Genomic DNA, 15962 nt, shown 5'->3' with positions numbered 1-15962 from the left:
TTTAATTTTTTATGCTTGATAACAAACTTTTTGAAGAAGTAAAGAAAATTTTCGTTGCTTATTTAGAGAAAAAAGAGCTTCGTAAAACACCTGAACGTTTTGCTATCTTAGAAGAAATTTATTCTCGAAAAGACCATTTTGATGTAGAGGAGCTGTATATCAGCATGAAAAATAAAAATTACCGAGTAAGCCGAGCTACTGTTTACAACACCCTCGATTTATTAGTGGATTGCGACTTGGTTACGAAACATCAATTTGGGAAAAATTTAGCTCAATATGAAAAATCGTATGGTTTCAAACAACATGACCATTTACTTTGTGTAGAGTGTCACAGAGTTCTTGAATTCTGCGACCCTCGTTTGCAACAAATCCAAGATATGGTAGGCGAATTGATGAAGTTTGATATCCTGCATCATTCATTAGTCTTCTATGGACAGTGTACCAACCCTACTTGTGATGGGAAAAAAGAACCAAAATCTACTCAAAAACGCAAATATGAAATAGAGGATTAATATTTTTAATTTTTGTTTTTATCTATATGGGGCAGCCCAAATCCATACATCTCGAGTACGTTCATACAGTTTTTAAACTTTCACATGATGAGACTAAACCACTCATTACAGATGAAGTAATTAGACAAAAAGCTCTTGAAATCAGTATTACTGATGAAGAATGGAATGCTTTAATTGAAGAATTCAATGATTTCTTTGCTCGTGGTGAAACTTATTTGAATCATAACAACCCAACAGATGCTTTAGAAGAATTTGGGCATGCCATTTCATTGAATCCCAACGATTCAGAGAGTTTGTATTATTGTGCCCAATGTCATCATCAGCTTTGGAAACAACATAAAAGTAAACAACATAAAAATAAAGCCTTAGAATTTGCTGAAAAGTCTTTGGAGATAAATCCGAAACAAAACAAGGCTGCTAGTATCATATCCCAAATTCAAGAAGCAGAAAACAATAAACCTCCAAGAGATTATAGTGGCGTTTTTAAGTTTCTTAAATTTGTATTATTTGTAGCCATTTTATCAACTCTTGGTTTCTTTATTTATAGACATAAAGATGAATTGATGAATAAATTTTTCACCAAGAAAAACACCCCTAACGAACATAACAAGGCTGAAGTCAATGATAATTGGGAAAAAATTGACCCTTACCAAGGTGAAGAGTTTATATTGAAAGAAGTAGTTTTTGATTTAGGTAGTTTGCAATTAAATAACACAGCCAAAGAGCAATTGGACCATTTGGTTGCATTTTTGAATAAATATCCGAATGTATTGGGTATTTTAGAAGGACATACAGACGATATTGGAGATGCAAACCAAAATATTCAACTCTCTAACACTCGTGCCAAAATGGCTTATGACTACCTGATTTCTAAGGGAATAAGTTCTAATCGTATTAAATATGTGGGCTTTGGTAGCTCTAAACCTTTTGTACCCAATACCAGCGATTTGAACAGAGCCAAAAACAGAAGAATTGATTTTAAGATTACTGAACTCAAGAAGTAACTTCTATTTTTTGCCTTTTAAGATAATCTTTTATTTTCTCTATCATTTCAAACAGCTTTCTGCACTGTTTTTAGGAGATTATTTTTTCTTATGTTTTTTCAGCCATTCAGGGTTTACCTCGCCAAAATGATATGCTTCTGTTGTGAGATATTCGGGTATGCCATCTTCATCATAGTTAATTCCCAATTTTTCATTCGGAATATCTTTATGAGTAGTAGGTTTTGGGTCTTTCTTAGTATATTTTTTTACCCATACAGGATTTTCTATTCCTTTGTAATGATCATCCGTTGTTAAATATTGTGGAATACCCTCTTCATCATAATTAATGCCTTCTGTTGAGTCCTTTTCAGTAAAGTGTTCTTCCAACTTTTCGGTAAATTTGGTATATGAGAAAGTATCTTTTTTATTTTCAATAATCTGATTTTGGTTGTTTTGTAATGCTTTGTATTCATCATAGCCTTCAGGCTTAATAGGCTCACCTACTAAATGCTTTGCATGTTCATCTGCACCATAATCTATAAACATTTGCAGATGTAATTCGTAATCAATAAATTTTTGTTTCATGAGTTTAAACAGTATAATTAGTTTCTCTTAATTTTTTTATCAAATCCGCCTTAGAAATCTCAAAAGCACCAAAATACTTTTTATCAGCATAATCTAAGTCAGAAACATCTTCCCAAGTGTATGAATTAGTTTGTGGATAATATATAACTTCATAACCATTTCGTGTATAACCACTCCACGAACTACCATAAGCCACATCAAAATCCCAATGTGTATGGTCTTCGCTATGATGGAGTTGTTCCAAAATCTGTTGTATCTGTTCTTCTGTCATGTTTTTTTATTCCTTTATTGCCTTCAATTTTTCCATTAACTCTGCTTCTGTAAGTTGAAAAGAGGCAACACTATAACTACAACCTTCTGCCGTTTCTGTGTCGTCCCAATCATAAAAACCTGTTTTAGGATTGTATTGAACAGTATAGCCCCAAGAAAGGCTACCTCCCCACACATCAGCAGAGCCACCAAAAATGCCCCAACTCTTTTCCTGTGGGTTCTTTTTGAGGTACTCCAAAGTGTATTTTATACTTTCTTCTGTCATATTCTTTGAAATAAACGTAATTTTTTTGGGTTAGGGGCCTTTTTACTCAAATTACCTTTTCTCGTACTATTACTATTCTACAGACCTTTCCTTTTTTACTTTCAAAATATAATCATCTTTGATATTTATCAAAATCCAACCGTTGTGGATTGGTTGTTCATGCAACATAGGGTTAAAAATAGGGTTATAGTCTATCACTTTTTCTAAGTCGCAGGGTGCATACAAGTATTCTATTTTCTTGTATTTATTGGCATATTCCCACCTTTCTGATTTTTTTATATTTTGATAACCAATAGGATAGTATTCAAAACTGCATATTTTTTCACCTTCCTTACAGTTTTCATTTAAAATCACAATATTGCGTATGTAATATTCCAAAGGTAAAAAATAATTAAAATAACCTAATTCAAGCGTATAAATATCTATAGGCTTACTCCAACAAGGTAAAATCTTAATATTGTAAGAGTAACTTTTATGAGGACGAAAATATGGATTTGTATTTTCATTCTCATCCATCTTTTGCACCACATAAACCCAATCTGTTGGTGAAAATCCATTAGTTGTCAAATCCTTCAAATGTCCATCATTAGTTTCTCGAAAATAATCTATAAGAGGCTGATTGATTTCTACTATTTTACAAGTAAAATCTGTCTCAAGGTTTAAAAGTTGGTTTTCTGTACTCCAATGTGCCATAGGCTCTCCTACACCCACCACTCTGCCAACAGGCAAGTGTTCATCAATCCCAAACATAAAACAATGGACAGGACAGCAACTAATTTCATACAAATCATTGCCTAATTCTCTGATATTGGTTTGGTTATGATAATATTCCATATTTATACTTAATCAAATCGTCCCATTTCATACCATTCTGCAAACATTTTCTTTGTTTTTTCGGGGTTGAGTGGTTTTACTAACATTATCCAACCTTTATTATAAGAATCTTTTATCAAAATTTCACAAGCGTTATTAAGTTGTAAATCATTCCAAATTATTGGGTTTATTTCTACTATTTCCATATCAAATTCTGCAGTAAACCATCTTCCCATAGGTCCATTTAAATCAATTTCAAAAATATATTCACTCGTAGCAATATCTTTAACCTTAAAAATCTTGCCGACTTCCGCACAACGTATAGGATAAATAGGTTGATGAATTTGTATATATTCATCACCTTTTGTATCTAAACCTATGCGTATCAAATCTCCTTCTGGTTTATACCAACAAAAATAATCTCTATAATAATTTACTTTTCTTTCTACTTTTAAAATAAAATCCTTTTTGATATTCATCAAGATCCAACTGTTAGGCTGTGGATTGTATTGAGCTTCTAATAATAATTTTTCATTAAAACTTATCTTTTCAAGATCGTAAGGAGCATACAGATAAGCAGTTTTCTTATTTTTTTCTATAAAACCCCATTTTTCTTCACCCAAACCAGTATAATTGGGGCAGTATTCAAAACTGCAAATCCTTTCCTTTCTTTTGATATTTTCACCTAAAACTTTAAAATTTCTTATGTAATACTCCAAAGGCAAATATTTATCAAAAAAACCTAATTCAGATGAATATGGTTTGATGTATTTGAGCCAAGTATTTGGGAAAATGGTTGGTGGTAATTCGTCATATTGTTTGTGTTCGCCAAAATAAGAAAATTGATTTTCTTCATAACCTACTTTTTGAACTCTGCAAATCCAATCTGTTGGCGAAGAAAAACCCCATGTTGCTCGCAAACTATCTATAAAAAGCTGATTAATTTCTACTATTTTACAAGTAAAATCTACAGAAATCCCCAACATTTGAGATTCTGTTACAAAACTTACTATCTCCTCTTTGCTCCCTACAACTTCACCTACAGGCAAATATTCTATCATCTGAAACAAGGTATCAGGAGCAAAAGGAACACTAATCTCGTATAAATCATTGCCTAATTCTTTGATAGCTGCTTCTAAAATCATGGGAGCATCATTTTATAGTTGAGGAAAAAAGAAGCTATCAACAAAACTAATATACTGTATTTGAATATTATAGCTTCTTGGTAATTCAATTTTACCTTCAAAGAATCTAATACAAAATTGACTAATTTCGCATAAATCATCATAATCAGTAAAAAACCACCAAATGTGTGTAGGTGATTATGGAAATAACCAAGTTTTATCAATAAAATTGATAAAAAATATTGCACAGTCAAGGCAAAAACAAAGCAAAACACAACAATGAGGTATCGCATTATTTTAGTTTTTTTTATCTTTGAAAGTATTTTTTAGGTTGTCCATTTTTTTGCAAACACTCTAAAATTTCTTGGATAAGTTGTTCTTTCATTTGATTATTTTAAAAAAATAATGATTACGAGTGGAGTAGATAAATTCAAGTGTATCGCCTACTTTTTTTCTAGCATAGATGGTATCATTTTCAATCAACATATCTATTTTTTTAATAACATGATTTTCCAAAAAACTACAAGAAAGATAAGGAATTTTAGCCCCTTTCCCTGTTATTGTTCTATATTTTTTGATAACAATACCTTTTACTTGCCTACCAAAGTGCTGAAATTCGTATTTTTCGCTTTCATCTTTCAGATGTAAATTCAGAAGAAAACTTCCTAACAACAATAAAACTACGCCTATTTTCATTGTGGTGCTTGTTTCACGCGAATATTGTAAGCTTTCGGTATTATACTTAGACCTTAATTGCGTGTATGCTTTGTACTCTGATATGGGCATTTTTTTAATTTCTATTTCTGATATATATTTAGGGTAAGGGGTTAGCTTAGATTCTATGAGCCATTTTGCCAAATACATATATAACAATCCAAACATTGCTATCCATACAATAAATCCACCCATTGGATATATCCAACCACTAAAATAGCTTATCAAAATAAGCCCCCACGAAGCAGCATATTGGAACAGAAAAGTAGTTATTAGACACCAAAGACCTAAAAGGTAAGTTTTCATATTTTTTTATTTTACCAACAAGATATTTTATGCTTAATTTGATTCAGAAGATACTTTATAGTTTGCTCTTCATCTAAATATTCATAAGAAACTTCAGGTTCAGTATTGTATTGGGAGGCATAAAAGTTTGTTTTTAGAATAAACTCTTGCGTTTCAGAATTATATTGTATTTCATAATTCCAATTTGCACCTCCACCATAAGGGTCAGGGTCATATTCTCCACTTATTCTAAGTGTTTCGCCAATTTTCATTCTTTGAATAAAATCTTCAATTTCAGCAAGTGTGAGCATTTATATTTTTTCAGTTAGATAATCAATATCTAAATTTTTGTTTAGACTTTCAAGATTTCTATTTTGTAATTTCAAAAGCATATTCTTCTATTTTGATACGTTGGTCTTCAGCTTTTCCAAAATCTTGACCATAGACACTCAATTTATACTTACCCAAGGTTGTATTTTTTTCCAAAAGAGAATGTAAATCTATGTCAATGATAAAATTATTGTTGTATTCTGCTCGATAGCCACTTCTTTCATGAAGTCTGTGTTCTTTAGATGCAATTATTTTACCTTCAGGGTTGGTACATTCCAAAGTAAATATCCCTGTTTGACGCAGTAAAAACTCAGCTTTAGCAGTGAGTCTATAACTTTTGTTAGTAAAATCTTGACTTAGGCTAAATTGATTTTTAATAATGGGAGGATTTTTTTTATCCCATTCCAAAAGAGGTAACAATCCTATACTTAGATGAGGATTAGCCAGTTTGAAAGAAATTTTTTGCGTATGCAATAGCTTTTTATCAACCCAAACTTCTACTCTCCAGTCACCTAAATTTTCAGATTTAATTTCAAAGCCATAGAATCCAAAACTGCTGATAGCAAAATTCAAATCCTTCTTATCATAGCGATAAGCAACATTATTTCTTTCTTCATGCAATTTACCTTTTGGTGTAAACAACTTATAATCAATTTTATAAGTCCTATATTGAGGCTCTAAAAGCTGTAATTGACAAGTCAAACTTTTGTTTTCTAAAGCATAAAATTCTTGTATATTTTCTGTACCACCATAATACAAAAAGTTTTTCTCGTTGGTAGTCAGATATACTTCAAATTTACCTTGATATGCCCCACGAGGAAGGGAAAAGTAAATGATAACGATTGATAAAACTGCTAAAATACTTGCCCAAATAATGAGTTTTTTGCGTTTTTCTTGTTTTTTGAAAACTTCACGTTCAGCAATTTTTTTATCAATGTAGTAAAGCTCTTGTGCAGTCTTAAATTCTTCTTCACTGATACCCAATTCCTTGGCTGACTCTTTCAAATCATTTTCCAATTGAATATTGTTTTCTCGCTCAAAAGCCAATTTGAGAATTTCATTGAGTTCCTCTTGAGTGTGTTTTTTATTTTCCATATCAGCCAATATTGCCTATTCTTCAAAAATAATTACTTTTTGATACAATTACATTGCCTGCCAAATTAAATAAAAGTTTATCAGAATAAAAGATATAATTGTAACCACAAAAGCCCATTTATCTACTTTCTTTGCCAATGGGTTTCTCTCAGAAGCAAAAAGTCTATAAGCTATGACAGTCATAATAAGACTAATTAAGATATAAATGAATGTAATCACATGAATTTTATCTACCAAAGTATAATTATTCGTTTCGGGCAAAATAGAATCCACCACATATTTATTTGCTACTGCGGCAAATAACGAACCTACCAGCAACCCAAATCTTTCTGCATTCTCAGGACCCATAAAATAAGGCAAAAGAGAAATAACAAATGCCACATACAAACCTGTAAACAATTTAAAAAATAGCCCTCCACTATCCCTTTTGAGTGTAATAGAAGTTATAAAATTGCTATATGAGGCTTTACCTTTGATCTCAGGGTCACCATAATTGCTATTGTAAGTTCTTGTTTTTGTTATTACCTTAAATTCATCTATTTTCCAGCCTTCAATCTTGATATTGGAGCTGTCGTAACTACTATTTTTTATATCAGGGATAAAAATGAGTTCGTTAGTTTCTGCGTCTCCACTTTCTATAATAATATTTAGCTTTTGTTCGTCAAAAGGGAAATCAGTAATATTCCAATCTTTTTTAAGTGTAGCTTTTGCTTTTTGGGCTGCATAGTTCAACTTTTCACGCTTTTCAATCGTAGGCAAAAGATATTCGTGTTCTTTGGCTTCGATGAGTTCTAAATTTTCAAGAATTTTGAGACTATCTTTTTGGTACAAACCCCAAAGCCAAAATTTGGCGTTGAACGATTTTTCAGCTAAGTTCAAATCATAAATATCTGTTATAAAGATACCTACTTTGCAAGTATCTTGAGCAACACATTTGCTTCCCAAAATCATCAGCAAGCATATTATAATAAAATATTTTTTCATGATTTTCGTTTTAAAGTTGTGTTTTTGAAGCAAATTCCTCTGTTTTCTGTTTTAAAAAATCAGCCCCAACTGCTCCTACACCAAAAGAAAGTATATTTTTTCGGCTTCCATCTTTTAAATACACCATAAAATCATAACCATCCTGTGTTTTTTCATCGAAAAAACCTTTTTGTTGGCTGTATTTACGATTACCTGTTTTTGAATATGTTTTTTCAAGAAAAACGCTATCAAAATCTTTCATAGCAAACTTATCATCACTCCAAATCATTGGAAAAATACCATGCTTGGCATGAAAAAACTCTTGATTGATGGTGATAGTAATCACATTGAAAACACCACGCAGACCTATATAGAAAACAAGGAATGCAATAGATGCATAGAAAAAATATTCAGATACAAAAAGGACTCCACATAAAAAACCTCCCAAAAGCATTGGAATGACGTACCACAAAAAACCCCTGTACTTACGTCTAAGGATTATTTGTTGAGGGCTTTCTTTTACAGAAAGAAAACCCTCAATTTTTAGTTTGTTCATATCGTTATAATTTATTTTCCAAAATTTGCTGTTTTGAAAAATTCTTCTGCATTTTGTGGATATGCTGTTTCAGAAAGCACCATTAACTGATACACTACATTATCCACCACTACCAAACGAAGTTCTGTATAAACTCCTTTAGGTGTTTGATAACGAGCTTGTTTGCCTTTGTAACCATTAAGGGTATAATCTCCTTGACTCTGAACTTCTTTTGCCTTAGTTGTAATTTTTGTTAGAGATTTTTCTACTACACTAAAAGGTAGATTTTTCTTAGCTTGTGTTGCTTGTGCTACATAAATAACACCATCTTGAACACTTGTGTAATTGTAGTTTTTTGTTGTTTTCTCTGTTATTTTCTTGGTGGGTTGTTTGGGGAAACTGATTGACAAAGGCAATCCATCTGTCGAAAAATTGTAACTCTGCCATGTTTGAGAAAACACATTCATCGTTGCCACAAACAAAAACAATACACTGATAATCAATATTTTATTTTTCATATTTTTAGAGCTTTAGACATTATTTTATTTCAATTTTTAATTCGTAATCTCCTGATGTGAAGCCTTTTGCACCTGCCACACCTACAAAAACTTTCATTCTTGAGCTAATTGCATTAAATTCAATGCTCTGTTCTCCTGCACTTTTGGTAAAATCTGGAGGATTGTTAGCAACCCATTGCTGAAAACCTGCTTCACAACTGATACAGCGAGGTAAATCGGGAGGAATAAATTTGAAATCAAAACTTATAAAACCATATACATTTACTCTTGGCTTGTTTCCTTTGGGCACAACTGTGATTTTTACAGTTGACTTTTTGGGCAAATCAAACCAATAAAAAACATGATTACCTTGAAATTCTACATTTCTGATACCCACCCAACACGCATTGGCACTACTTTCTGCCCACTCCAAGTCTTCCATAATACTACCTTTTGAAAGATTACCATTTACAGATAATACTTGTCCTCTTTTAGCTGGAACATATTGAACTTTCCCTTGGATATTTAGATTCATAGGGCGTACATTTTTGGCTTCTACAGCTTCATCATACGTTTCTGCATAAGCATCATAATTCACAAAATATTTTCCGTCCGTTTGTACTTTAAGAATAATAGCAGGAAGCCAAGAGTCGCCACGTACTGGGTCTTTATAGAAAACTTCTACTCTATCACCCACTGCATAAGAGGCTTTTACACCTGTTTCATCAGCAGGTAAAGCTGTAATCAATAAACTACCAAAAAACTTATCACTATTGGCAAAAGTATTTGTCTTTGAAATAATCAACATTTGGATATTTATCTTTGAATGAGCTACATACTGAGCGTTCATAAAATTACCATTGTTCATTTCTGCTTGAGCTTTGTAAGCCTCATACTTCTGATAAGAAAAGGCTTCTTGTTTTTGTATTTTTTTCAGATTTTTAGAAGAATTTTCAAAAGATTGTTTTGCATTTCCTTTCGGAAAAACTCCCGTAGAAGTACTTGCCACAAGCATATAAACATCTGTACCTACAGTACTTCTATAAGTATAATTGGTTACATTTCCGTTTTGAGCCACAGTTTTGGTGGGTGGAGCAGGAAAATTCACTTTAGCTCCAACTCCATCCGCCGAAAAGTCGTAGGTTTGCCAATCTTGTGCGTATATTTTCGATGTTATTAAGACAAGGAAAATGCTGAAATAAATACTTCTTTTCATAATATTTATGAGGTTTTCGTTTTAATACAAAACTAAACACTCTATACAGCATCTTTATCACCCTTTAGAGTGATTTTAAATTTTACATCTACTAAAGAGGGTCATAGCCTCCATACGTGAACCTACTTCTAATTTTAAAAAGATATTTTTCAGGTGGGTTTTTATAGTATTAACAGATACAAAGAGTTCATCTGCAATATTTTGATTTCTTTTTCCTTCTATAAGTTTTAGTATAATATTCTTTTCTTGAGAGGTAAGTTCAGTATGAGAAAATTTACTTAGTTTTTTAAAATCAAAGGAAGTTTGATTGTCCATGTATGTATAAAAAAGCTCCAAACCAAGCTCTAAAACAGCCACAATATCTTTTCCATTAAAAGGTTTTACAATATAGCCCACAGGATGCAAAACTTTAATCTGCTGAATAGAATCTTTATCAGCATAAGAAGTAATAAATGCAAAAGGTAGATGAAAATTAAGATTGATTTCTCTTGCTAAATCTACCCCAGTTTTTGAAGTTCCTAAATTATAATCTAAGAAAACAAAATCAAAATCATGATTATTTAAGGAATCAACAGCCTCTAAATAAGTATGAGCTACTGATGTATCAGTGTATTCTGCTAATGAAAGATAATACGATATATCTTCTGCAATTAAGGGTTCATCTTCTACAATTAATATTTTTATTATTTTCATATTTTTATAAACTTCAATTGTACACAAGCACCACTATTATTAAAGTATTCAACACTTGCATTTAGTTTTTTTGCAAACAATGATATTAGTTTTACTCCAAGAGAATTTTGTTTTGATGGTTCAAAATTATTGGGAAATCCCTGTCCATTATCTTTTATGGTTAGAGAAACTTGATTATCTATTGTTTCAAGCATAAATTCGATGATACTATTGTTATGATTTATACCATATTTAAAAGCGTTTGTTACCAATTCATTGGCTATCAAACCAAGTGGAATTAGAACATCAATATCTAAATATAGTTCTTCAATTTTTAAAATAAGTTGACGAGAATTATCAGAATCAAATGTATTTTGAAGGTTTTTAGAAAGATTAGTAAAGTAAGTATTTGCATTTACAATACTCAATGCTTCAGTTTGATAAATTTCTTTATGCAATAAAGATATAGCATTTATTCTTTCTTTACTTTCATTGATAGCTTCAATAGCTTTGGAATCATCAATATAACGACTTTGTAAATTTAATAAGCTGGAAATAATTTGTAAGTTATTTTTAACTCTGTGGTGTATTTCTTTTAATAATGTTTCTTTTTCAATAAGATTTTGGGCAATGATTGCATTCTTCTTTTTGTTTGTAATTAAACTTTGTATAATCACAAATAGAATAAGAAACATCAAAAAGGCTATACTACTTACAAAAATAATGATAAGTCTGCTTTGTTCAGCATCTTTTTTAGCAGATAATTGCATTTTTTCTTTTTCGGTCTGACTTTGTTTAAGCTCTAAGTTGGATTTTGTAAGATTTAAAGATTTCAATTTATCTGCCTGTTCCAAAATCAAATATGATTGTTGTTGCTTTTCTAAAATATATTGCTGTTGCTCTAATTTTGAGTGATTTAATATATTTTGTTTTTCAAATTCTGCTTGTTTGATAGCTTGTTGTTTTTCGTATTGAGCCTCTGTGATGGCTTGTTGCTTTTCAAATTCATATTGAATTTGTGCCTTCATACTTTTTTTGTCGTTTTCTACATTAAAAATACTATCTCTATACACAATATACTTTTTATAATTATCCAAAGATGCTTCATAATTACTTTCTTCTTTATAAAGTGTAGAATATATAAAATAGGTATGTTTAAAGTCTTCTAAACTATTCATCTCTTTGCTAAAAACCATACTTTTATCCAAATACGCTTTTGCTTCTTTGTATTTTTTTTGTTTTATACAAACATTTGCAATATTACGCCACATTACTGCTATGCCATATTTATCTTTGATTTCTTCACGTAGTTTTAAGCTTTTCTCATAATATTCATTCGCTTTTTCATAGTTTTCTAAATAATGATAAGTACTTCCTATGTTGCCTAATGTAATACCACGTCCTTTTTTATTATTTGTTTCTTCTTGCAATAAAATGGCTTTTTGTTGATAAATAAGTGCTTCTTGGTGTTTTTTGAGTGCATTATAATTGATGGCAATATTGTTATAAGACCTTGCAATACTTGCTTTTTCTTTGAGTTCTTCCATTATTTTTAAACTCAAAAAATGATATTTTAGGCTTTCTTCATAGTTTTTTTGGAGATTATAAGTGCTACCAATATTATTATATGAGTTAGCAATGCTTATTTTATTACCTAATTCTTCCCTTATTTTTAAGGCTTTAAAATGATAAACTAGTGCTTCTGCATAATTTCCCAATTGATAATACACATCACCTATGTTATTGTAAGAATTACCAACACCTTGTTTGTCTGTGATTTTTGCTTTGATGAACAGACTTTTTTTGTGGTATGTTAATGCTTCTTGATAATTCCCTAAATTTGTATAAATAATACCCAAAATCCCATAATTATTAGCCTCAAATTTTTCAAAACGAAGCTTTTTAGAAAGCTCTAATGATTTTTTGGTGTATTCAAGAGCTCTTTCGTTTTGAGATTTGCCTCTAAAAATATCTGAAATACGATAAAGCACCTTCACTTGATTGGTGTCTTCTTTAGATGTTTTTAAAACATCTAAAAGTGAATCTAATTTGGTATTTTGAGCATTAACAAAGGTAATGCAACAAACGAAAAGGTAAATTAATAAGCACTTTTGATTCATTTTGAAAATTATTTAAAATACTTTTTATCAGAAAATGTTGTAATTATAAAAATAATGTTGCCTTACACACATAACATATAAACATATCATAATCCAACAATCTCAAACAAAACACTGATTATCAAATATAAGTAAATCTTTTAGTAATTTATTCGAAGCCTTCATGTTGTTAAGAAAATATTTTCTTTTCCCTACCACCTCATTTTTACGGACTGTTTTTTATATCTTTGCACTCTCTAAGCTCTCTCATCAGAGCTATGAAACATAATTAATTCCCTGAAATTTAATACATTATATATATTATGAGTAAAGAGCTTATACCTGTAAATGGACTTTTTGAAAACTGGTTTTTGGATTATGCATCTTATGTTATTTTGGAAAGAGCTATTCCAGCCATAGATGATGGTTTGAAACCTGTACAAAGACGTATCTTGCACTCTATGAAACAGATAGATGATGGAAGATACAACAAAGTAGCCAATATTATTGGGCAAGCCATGCAGTATCATCCACATGGAGATGCTGCTATTACTGAAGCAATGGTAGGCTTAGGACAAAAGGATTTACTCATTGATACTCAAGGGAATTGGGGTGATGTACGTACAGGTGATAGTGCTGCTGCATCTCGTTATATTGAGGCTCGCCTGACCAAATTTGCTCTTGAAGTAGCCTTCAATCCCAATACTACAGAGTGGCAACTTTCTTATGATGGAAGAAAGAAAGAACCTATAGCTTTACCAATGAAGTTCCCTTTATTGATTGCACAAGGTGTAGAGGGTATTGCAGTAGGACTTTCTACTAAAATTTTACCTCATAATTTTTGTGAGTTGATAGAAGCTTCCATTGATATCTTAAAAGGTAAAACACCTCAAATCTTCCCTGATTTTGCAATGGGTGGCATTATGGATATCAGTGATTATCGTGCGGGCTTACGAGGTGGAAAAGTGAAAGTAAGAGCTAAAATAGAAAAATTAGATAATAAAACTCTTGCTATCAGAGAAATCCCTTTTTCTACCACTACTACAGCACTTATAGATTCGGTTCTGAAAGCTGTAGAACAAGGAAAAATCAAGATTAAAAATATTGTAGATAATACAGCCAAAGATGTTGAGATTTTAGTCAATCTGCAAAATGGTATATCTCCAGAAGTAACCATTGATGCTTTGTATGCTTTTACAGATTGTGAGGTTTCCATCTCACCCAATGCTTGTGTAATTGTCAATAATAAGCCCATATTTACAACTGTTGATGAAATTTTAAAGGTTTCCACAGAGCATACCAAAGATTTATTACGCCAAGAACTTGAAATACAGAAAGCTGATTTATTAGAAAAAATTCTATATGCTTCCTTAGAAAAGATTTTTATTGAAAATAAGATTTATAGAAGAATTGAAGAATCCGAAACTTGGGAAGCTGTCTTACAGACCATTAGCTCAGGTTTAGAGCCTTACAAATCTCAATTTTATAGAGAATTGACTGAAGATGATCTTGTACGCCTCACAGAAATTAAAATCAAACGTATTTCTAAATTTGATGCGAAAAAAGCAGATGAACAAATGATTGCTTTCAGAACGGATTTGGATGAAACTGAAAACAATCTGAATAATCTTACCAATTATGCCATTGCTTATTTCAAGAATTTACTCAAGAAATATGGAAAAGGTAGAGAACGTAAAACTGTTATTTCAACTTTCTCGGCTATCCAAGCAACACAAGTAGTAGCAAACAATACAAAACTTTATGTCAATAAAGCTGATGGTTTTATTGGTTATGGCTTGAAAAAAGACGAATTTGTTTGTGATTGCTCTGATATTGACGATATTATCGTTTTCAGGGCTGATGGAAAGTTTTTGGTTACCAAAATTTCTGAAAAGACTTTTGTAGGCAAAGAAATTTTGCATGTGGGGGTTTTTGATAAAAATGACAATCGTATGACTTACAATTTGGTTTATCGAGACGGTTTGGCAGGAACAAATTATGTCAAACGTTTTCCAATTGGAGGTATTACAAGAGATAAAGAATACGATTTAACCAAAGGTGAACCCAAATCGAAAGTTTTATATTTTACAGCAAATCCAAATGGTGAAGCTGAAAAACTAAGAATCACACTTTCAGCCAATTGCAGTGCTAAAAACAAAGTTTTAGATTACGATTTTGCTGAACTTGATATCAAAGGCAGGTCGAGTATGGGAAATATTCTGACAAAATATCCCATCAAAAAAGTAGAAAAAATTTCTGATGGAGTATCTACACTTGGTAAACTCAAAATCTCTTACGATTCTGTAACAGGTGAACTCAATACTCAAAACAGAGGACTTGCTTTAGGGCATTTTGAGGGTGATGATAAGATTTTATTGATTTACAAAGATGGTCAGTACGAAATTAAAAATTATGATATTCGCCGTTTTGAGCCTATACAAATAGCTCTGATAGAGAAGTTTAACCCTCAAAAAACGATTTCAGCCATTTATTACAGTGGTGAGCACCAACAGTATTTTGCTAAGAGATTTAAAATAGAAACAAGTACCCAAGATAAGATGTTTCCTTTTATCAATGAAGACAAAAAGTCTAAAATGCTCTTAGTAACTACAAATGAACAACCTCAGGTAAAAGTTACTTACCAAAAACCCAATGAAAAACTTTTAAGTGAGTTTGTTTATGATTTAGATATTTTGGCAGAGTTAAAAGGCTGGAAAGCAATTGGTAATAAAATGCCTATTCAAAGTTTTAAAGAGGTGGAACTTGTAAACTTTGAACCTGCAAAAGAAAAAGAAGATGCTCAAGCACAAATGAGTTTGTTTGTGTAATTTGATAATTTTTTAAACAAAAATACTCATTAAATCGTATTAGCTCTGAAACCTTTATTGTATGTATAAAGTATTTATCATCGGATTTTCTCTTGCTACTCTTTTTGCTTGCAAAAAAGATAGTAGTGAGCCTCAATTTACTGTTGAAAGTATTAAAAGAAATACAGCATCAGAAA

General features: G+C 31.2%; 16 protein-coding genes and 2 pseudogenes. 3 read left to right on the top strand and 15 right to left on the bottom strand.

Annotated elements, in window-relative coordinates; genetic code table 11:
* Nucleotides 1–11: 11 nt before the first annotated feature.
* Nucleotides 12–512, top strand: a complete 501-nt coding sequence (locus tag AD998_06685) for a Fur family transcriptional regulator (GenBank protein ID KOY85869.1) — start codon at nucleotides 12–14, stop codon at nucleotides 510–512.
* A 650-nt stretch (nucleotides 513–1162) separates the two neighbouring features.
* A pseudogene (locus tag AD998_06680) lies at nucleotides 1163–1516 on the top strand (hypothetical protein).
* Between the two features lie 78 nt (nucleotides 1517–1594).
* On the opposite strand, the gene AD998_06675 reads toward AD998_06680, so the two are convergent.
* The 15 genes and pseudogenes from AD998_06675 to AD998_06605 form a co-directional block, all read right to left on the bottom strand.
* Nucleotides 1595–2080: a hypothetical protein gene (locus tag AD998_06675; protein KOY85868.1), complete on the bottom strand. Its 486-nt coding sequence runs from the start codon at nucleotides 2078–2080 to the stop codon at nucleotides 1595–1597.
* A gap of 4 nt (nucleotides 2081–2084) precedes the next feature.
* On the bottom strand, nucleotides 2085–2351 hold the full coding sequence (locus AD998_06670) for a hypothetical protein (GenBank protein ID KOY85867.1): 267 nt from the start codon (nucleotides 2349–2351) through the stop codon (nucleotides 2085–2087).
* Nucleotides 2352–2357: 6 nt separating this feature from the next.
* Nucleotides 2358–2615, bottom strand: coding sequence for a hypothetical protein (locus tag AD998_06665; protein KOY85866.1), 258 nt, complete (start codon nucleotides 2613–2615; stop codon nucleotides 2358–2360).
* A 72-nt stretch (nucleotides 2616–2687) separates the two neighbouring features.
* Entirely contained in the window at nucleotides 2688–3449 is a 762-nt protein-coding gene (locus AD998_06660; protein KOY85865.1) for a hypothetical protein, read from the bottom strand.
* An 8-nt stretch (nucleotides 3450–3457) separates the two neighbouring features.
* Entirely contained in the window at nucleotides 3458–4573 is a 1116-nt protein-coding gene (locus tag AD998_06655; GenBank protein KOY85864.1) for a hypothetical protein, read from the bottom strand.
* Nucleotides 4570–4845: a hypothetical protein gene (locus tag AD998_06650; protein ID KOY85863.1), complete on the bottom strand. Its 276-nt coding sequence runs from the start codon at nucleotides 4843–4845 to the stop codon at nucleotides 4570–4572. Before AD998_06650 ends, AD998_06655 begins: the two co-directional genes overlap by 4 nt.
* A gap of 88 nt (nucleotides 4846–4933) precedes the next feature.
* Complete coding sequence (locus tag AD998_06645; GenBank protein ID KOY85862.1) at nucleotides 4934–5572, bottom strand: hypothetical protein; 639 nt, start codon at nucleotides 5570–5572, stop codon at nucleotides 4934–4936.
* A gap of 11 nt (nucleotides 5573–5583) precedes the next feature.
* Nucleotides 5584–5862: a hypothetical protein gene (locus tag AD998_06640; protein KOY85861.1), complete on the bottom strand. Its 279-nt coding sequence runs from the start codon at nucleotides 5860–5862 to the stop codon at nucleotides 5584–5586.
* Between the two features lie 58 nt (nucleotides 5863–5920).
* Complete coding sequence (locus AD998_06635; GenBank protein KOY85860.1) at nucleotides 5921–6985, bottom strand: hypothetical protein; 1065 nt, start codon at nucleotides 6983–6985, stop codon at nucleotides 5921–5923.
* 39 nt (nucleotides 6986–7024) lie between these two features.
* On the bottom strand, nucleotides 7025–7927 hold the full coding sequence (locus tag AD998_06630) for a hypothetical protein (GenBank protein KOY85859.1): 903 nt from the start codon (nucleotides 7925–7927) through the stop codon (nucleotides 7025–7027).
* Nucleotides 7928–7970: 43 nt separating this feature from the next.
* Complete coding sequence (locus tag AD998_06625) at nucleotides 7971–8495, bottom strand: hypothetical protein (protein ID KOY85858.1); 525 nt, start codon at nucleotides 8493–8495, stop codon at nucleotides 7971–7973.
* An 11-nt stretch (nucleotides 8496–8506) separates the two neighbouring features.
* Nucleotides 8507–8992 carry a hypothetical protein gene (locus AD998_06620; protein KOY85857.1) on the bottom strand — a complete coding sequence of 162 codons (486 nt, stop codon included), beginning with the start codon at nucleotides 8990–8992 and terminating at the stop codon, nucleotides 8507–8509.
* Nucleotides 8993–9011: 19 nt separating this feature from the next.
* On the bottom strand, nucleotides 9012–10187 hold the full coding sequence (locus tag AD998_06615) for a hypothetical protein (GenBank protein KOY85856.1): 1176 nt from the start codon (nucleotides 10185–10187) through the stop codon (nucleotides 9012–9014).
* Nucleotides 10188–10508: 321 nt separating this feature from the next.
* Nucleotides 10509–10880, bottom strand: a pseudogene (locus AD998_06610) (hypothetical protein).
* Nucleotides 10877–12979, bottom strand: a complete 2103-nt coding sequence (locus tag AD998_06605) for a hypothetical protein (GenBank protein KOY85855.1) — start codon at nucleotides 12977–12979, stop codon at nucleotides 10877–10879. The pseudogene AD998_06610 and the gene AD998_06605 overlap by 4 nt, the downstream one beginning before the upstream one ends.
* Before the next feature lie 302 nt (nucleotides 12980–13281).
* On the opposite strand from AD998_06605, the gene AD998_06600 reads away from it, so the two are divergent.
* Complete coding sequence (locus AD998_06600; protein KOY85854.1) at nucleotides 13282–15786, top strand: DNA topoisomerase IV; 2505 nt, start codon at nucleotides 13282–13284, stop codon at nucleotides 15784–15786.
* The last annotated feature ends 176 nt before the right edge of the window (nucleotides 15787–15962 follow it).

The sequence above is a fragment of the bacterium 336/3 genome, assembly GCA_001281695.1.
Taxonomy (GTDB): Bacteria; Bacteroidota; Bacteroidia; order Cytophagales; family Thermonemataceae; genus Raineya.
Note: the sequence above shows the minus strand (reverse complement) of the source record. Positions and strands in the feature narration are given on the sequence as shown.

Coding starts and splice junctions, on each gene's coding strand:
- AD998_06640 (KOY85861.1), bottom strand. CDS start 5,862: ATGCTCACACTTGCTGAAATTGAAGATTTTATTCAAAGAATGAAAATT.
- AD998_06685 (KOY85869.1), top strand. CDS start 12: ATGCTTGATAACAAACTTTTTGAAGAAGTAAAGAAAATTTTCGTTGCT.
- AD998_06655 (KOY85864.1), bottom strand. CDS start 4,573: ATGATTTTAGAAGCAGCTATCAAAGAATTAGGCAATGATTTATACGAG.
- AD998_06625 (KOY85858.1), bottom strand. CDS start 8,495: ATGAACAAACTAAAAATTGAGGGTTTTCTTTCTGTAAAAGAAAGCCCT.
- AD998_06665 (KOY85866.1), bottom strand. CDS start 2,615: ATGACAGAAGAAAGTATAAAATACACTTTGGAGTACCTCAAAAAGAAC.
- AD998_06670 (KOY85867.1), bottom strand. CDS start 2,351: ATGACAGAAGAACAGATACAACAGATTTTGGAACAACTCCATCATAGC.
- AD998_06620 (KOY85857.1), bottom strand. CDS start 8,992: ATGAAAAATAAAATATTGATTATCAGTGTATTGTTTTTGTTTGTGGCA.
- AD998_06675 (KOY85868.1), bottom strand. CDS start 2,080: ATGAAACAAAAATTTATTGATTACGAATTACATCTGCAAATGTTTATA.
- AD998_06660 (KOY85865.1), bottom strand. CDS start 3,449: ATGGAATATTATCATAACCAAACCAATATCAGAGAATTAGGCAATGAT.
- AD998_06630 (KOY85859.1), bottom strand. CDS start 7,927: ATGATTTTGGGAAGCAAATGTGTTGCTCAAGATACTTGCAAAGTAGGT.
- AD998_06605 (KOY85855.1), bottom strand. CDS start 12,979: ATGAATCAAAAGTGCTTATTAATTTACCTTTTCGTTTGTTGCATTACC.
- AD998_06645 (KOY85862.1), bottom strand. CDS start 5,572: ATGAAAACTTACCTTTTAGGTCTTTGGTGTCTAATAACTACTTTTCTG.
- AD998_06600 (KOY85854.1), top strand. CDS start 13,282: ATGAGTAAAGAGCTTATACCTGTAAATGGACTTTTTGAAAACTGGTTT.
- AD998_06615 (KOY85856.1), bottom strand. CDS start 10,187: ATGAAAAGAAGTATTTATTTCAGCATTTTCCTTGTCTTAATAACATCG.
- AD998_06650 (KOY85863.1), bottom strand. CDS start 4,845: ATGCGATACCTCATTGTTGTGTTTTGCTTTGTTTTTGCCTTGACTGTG.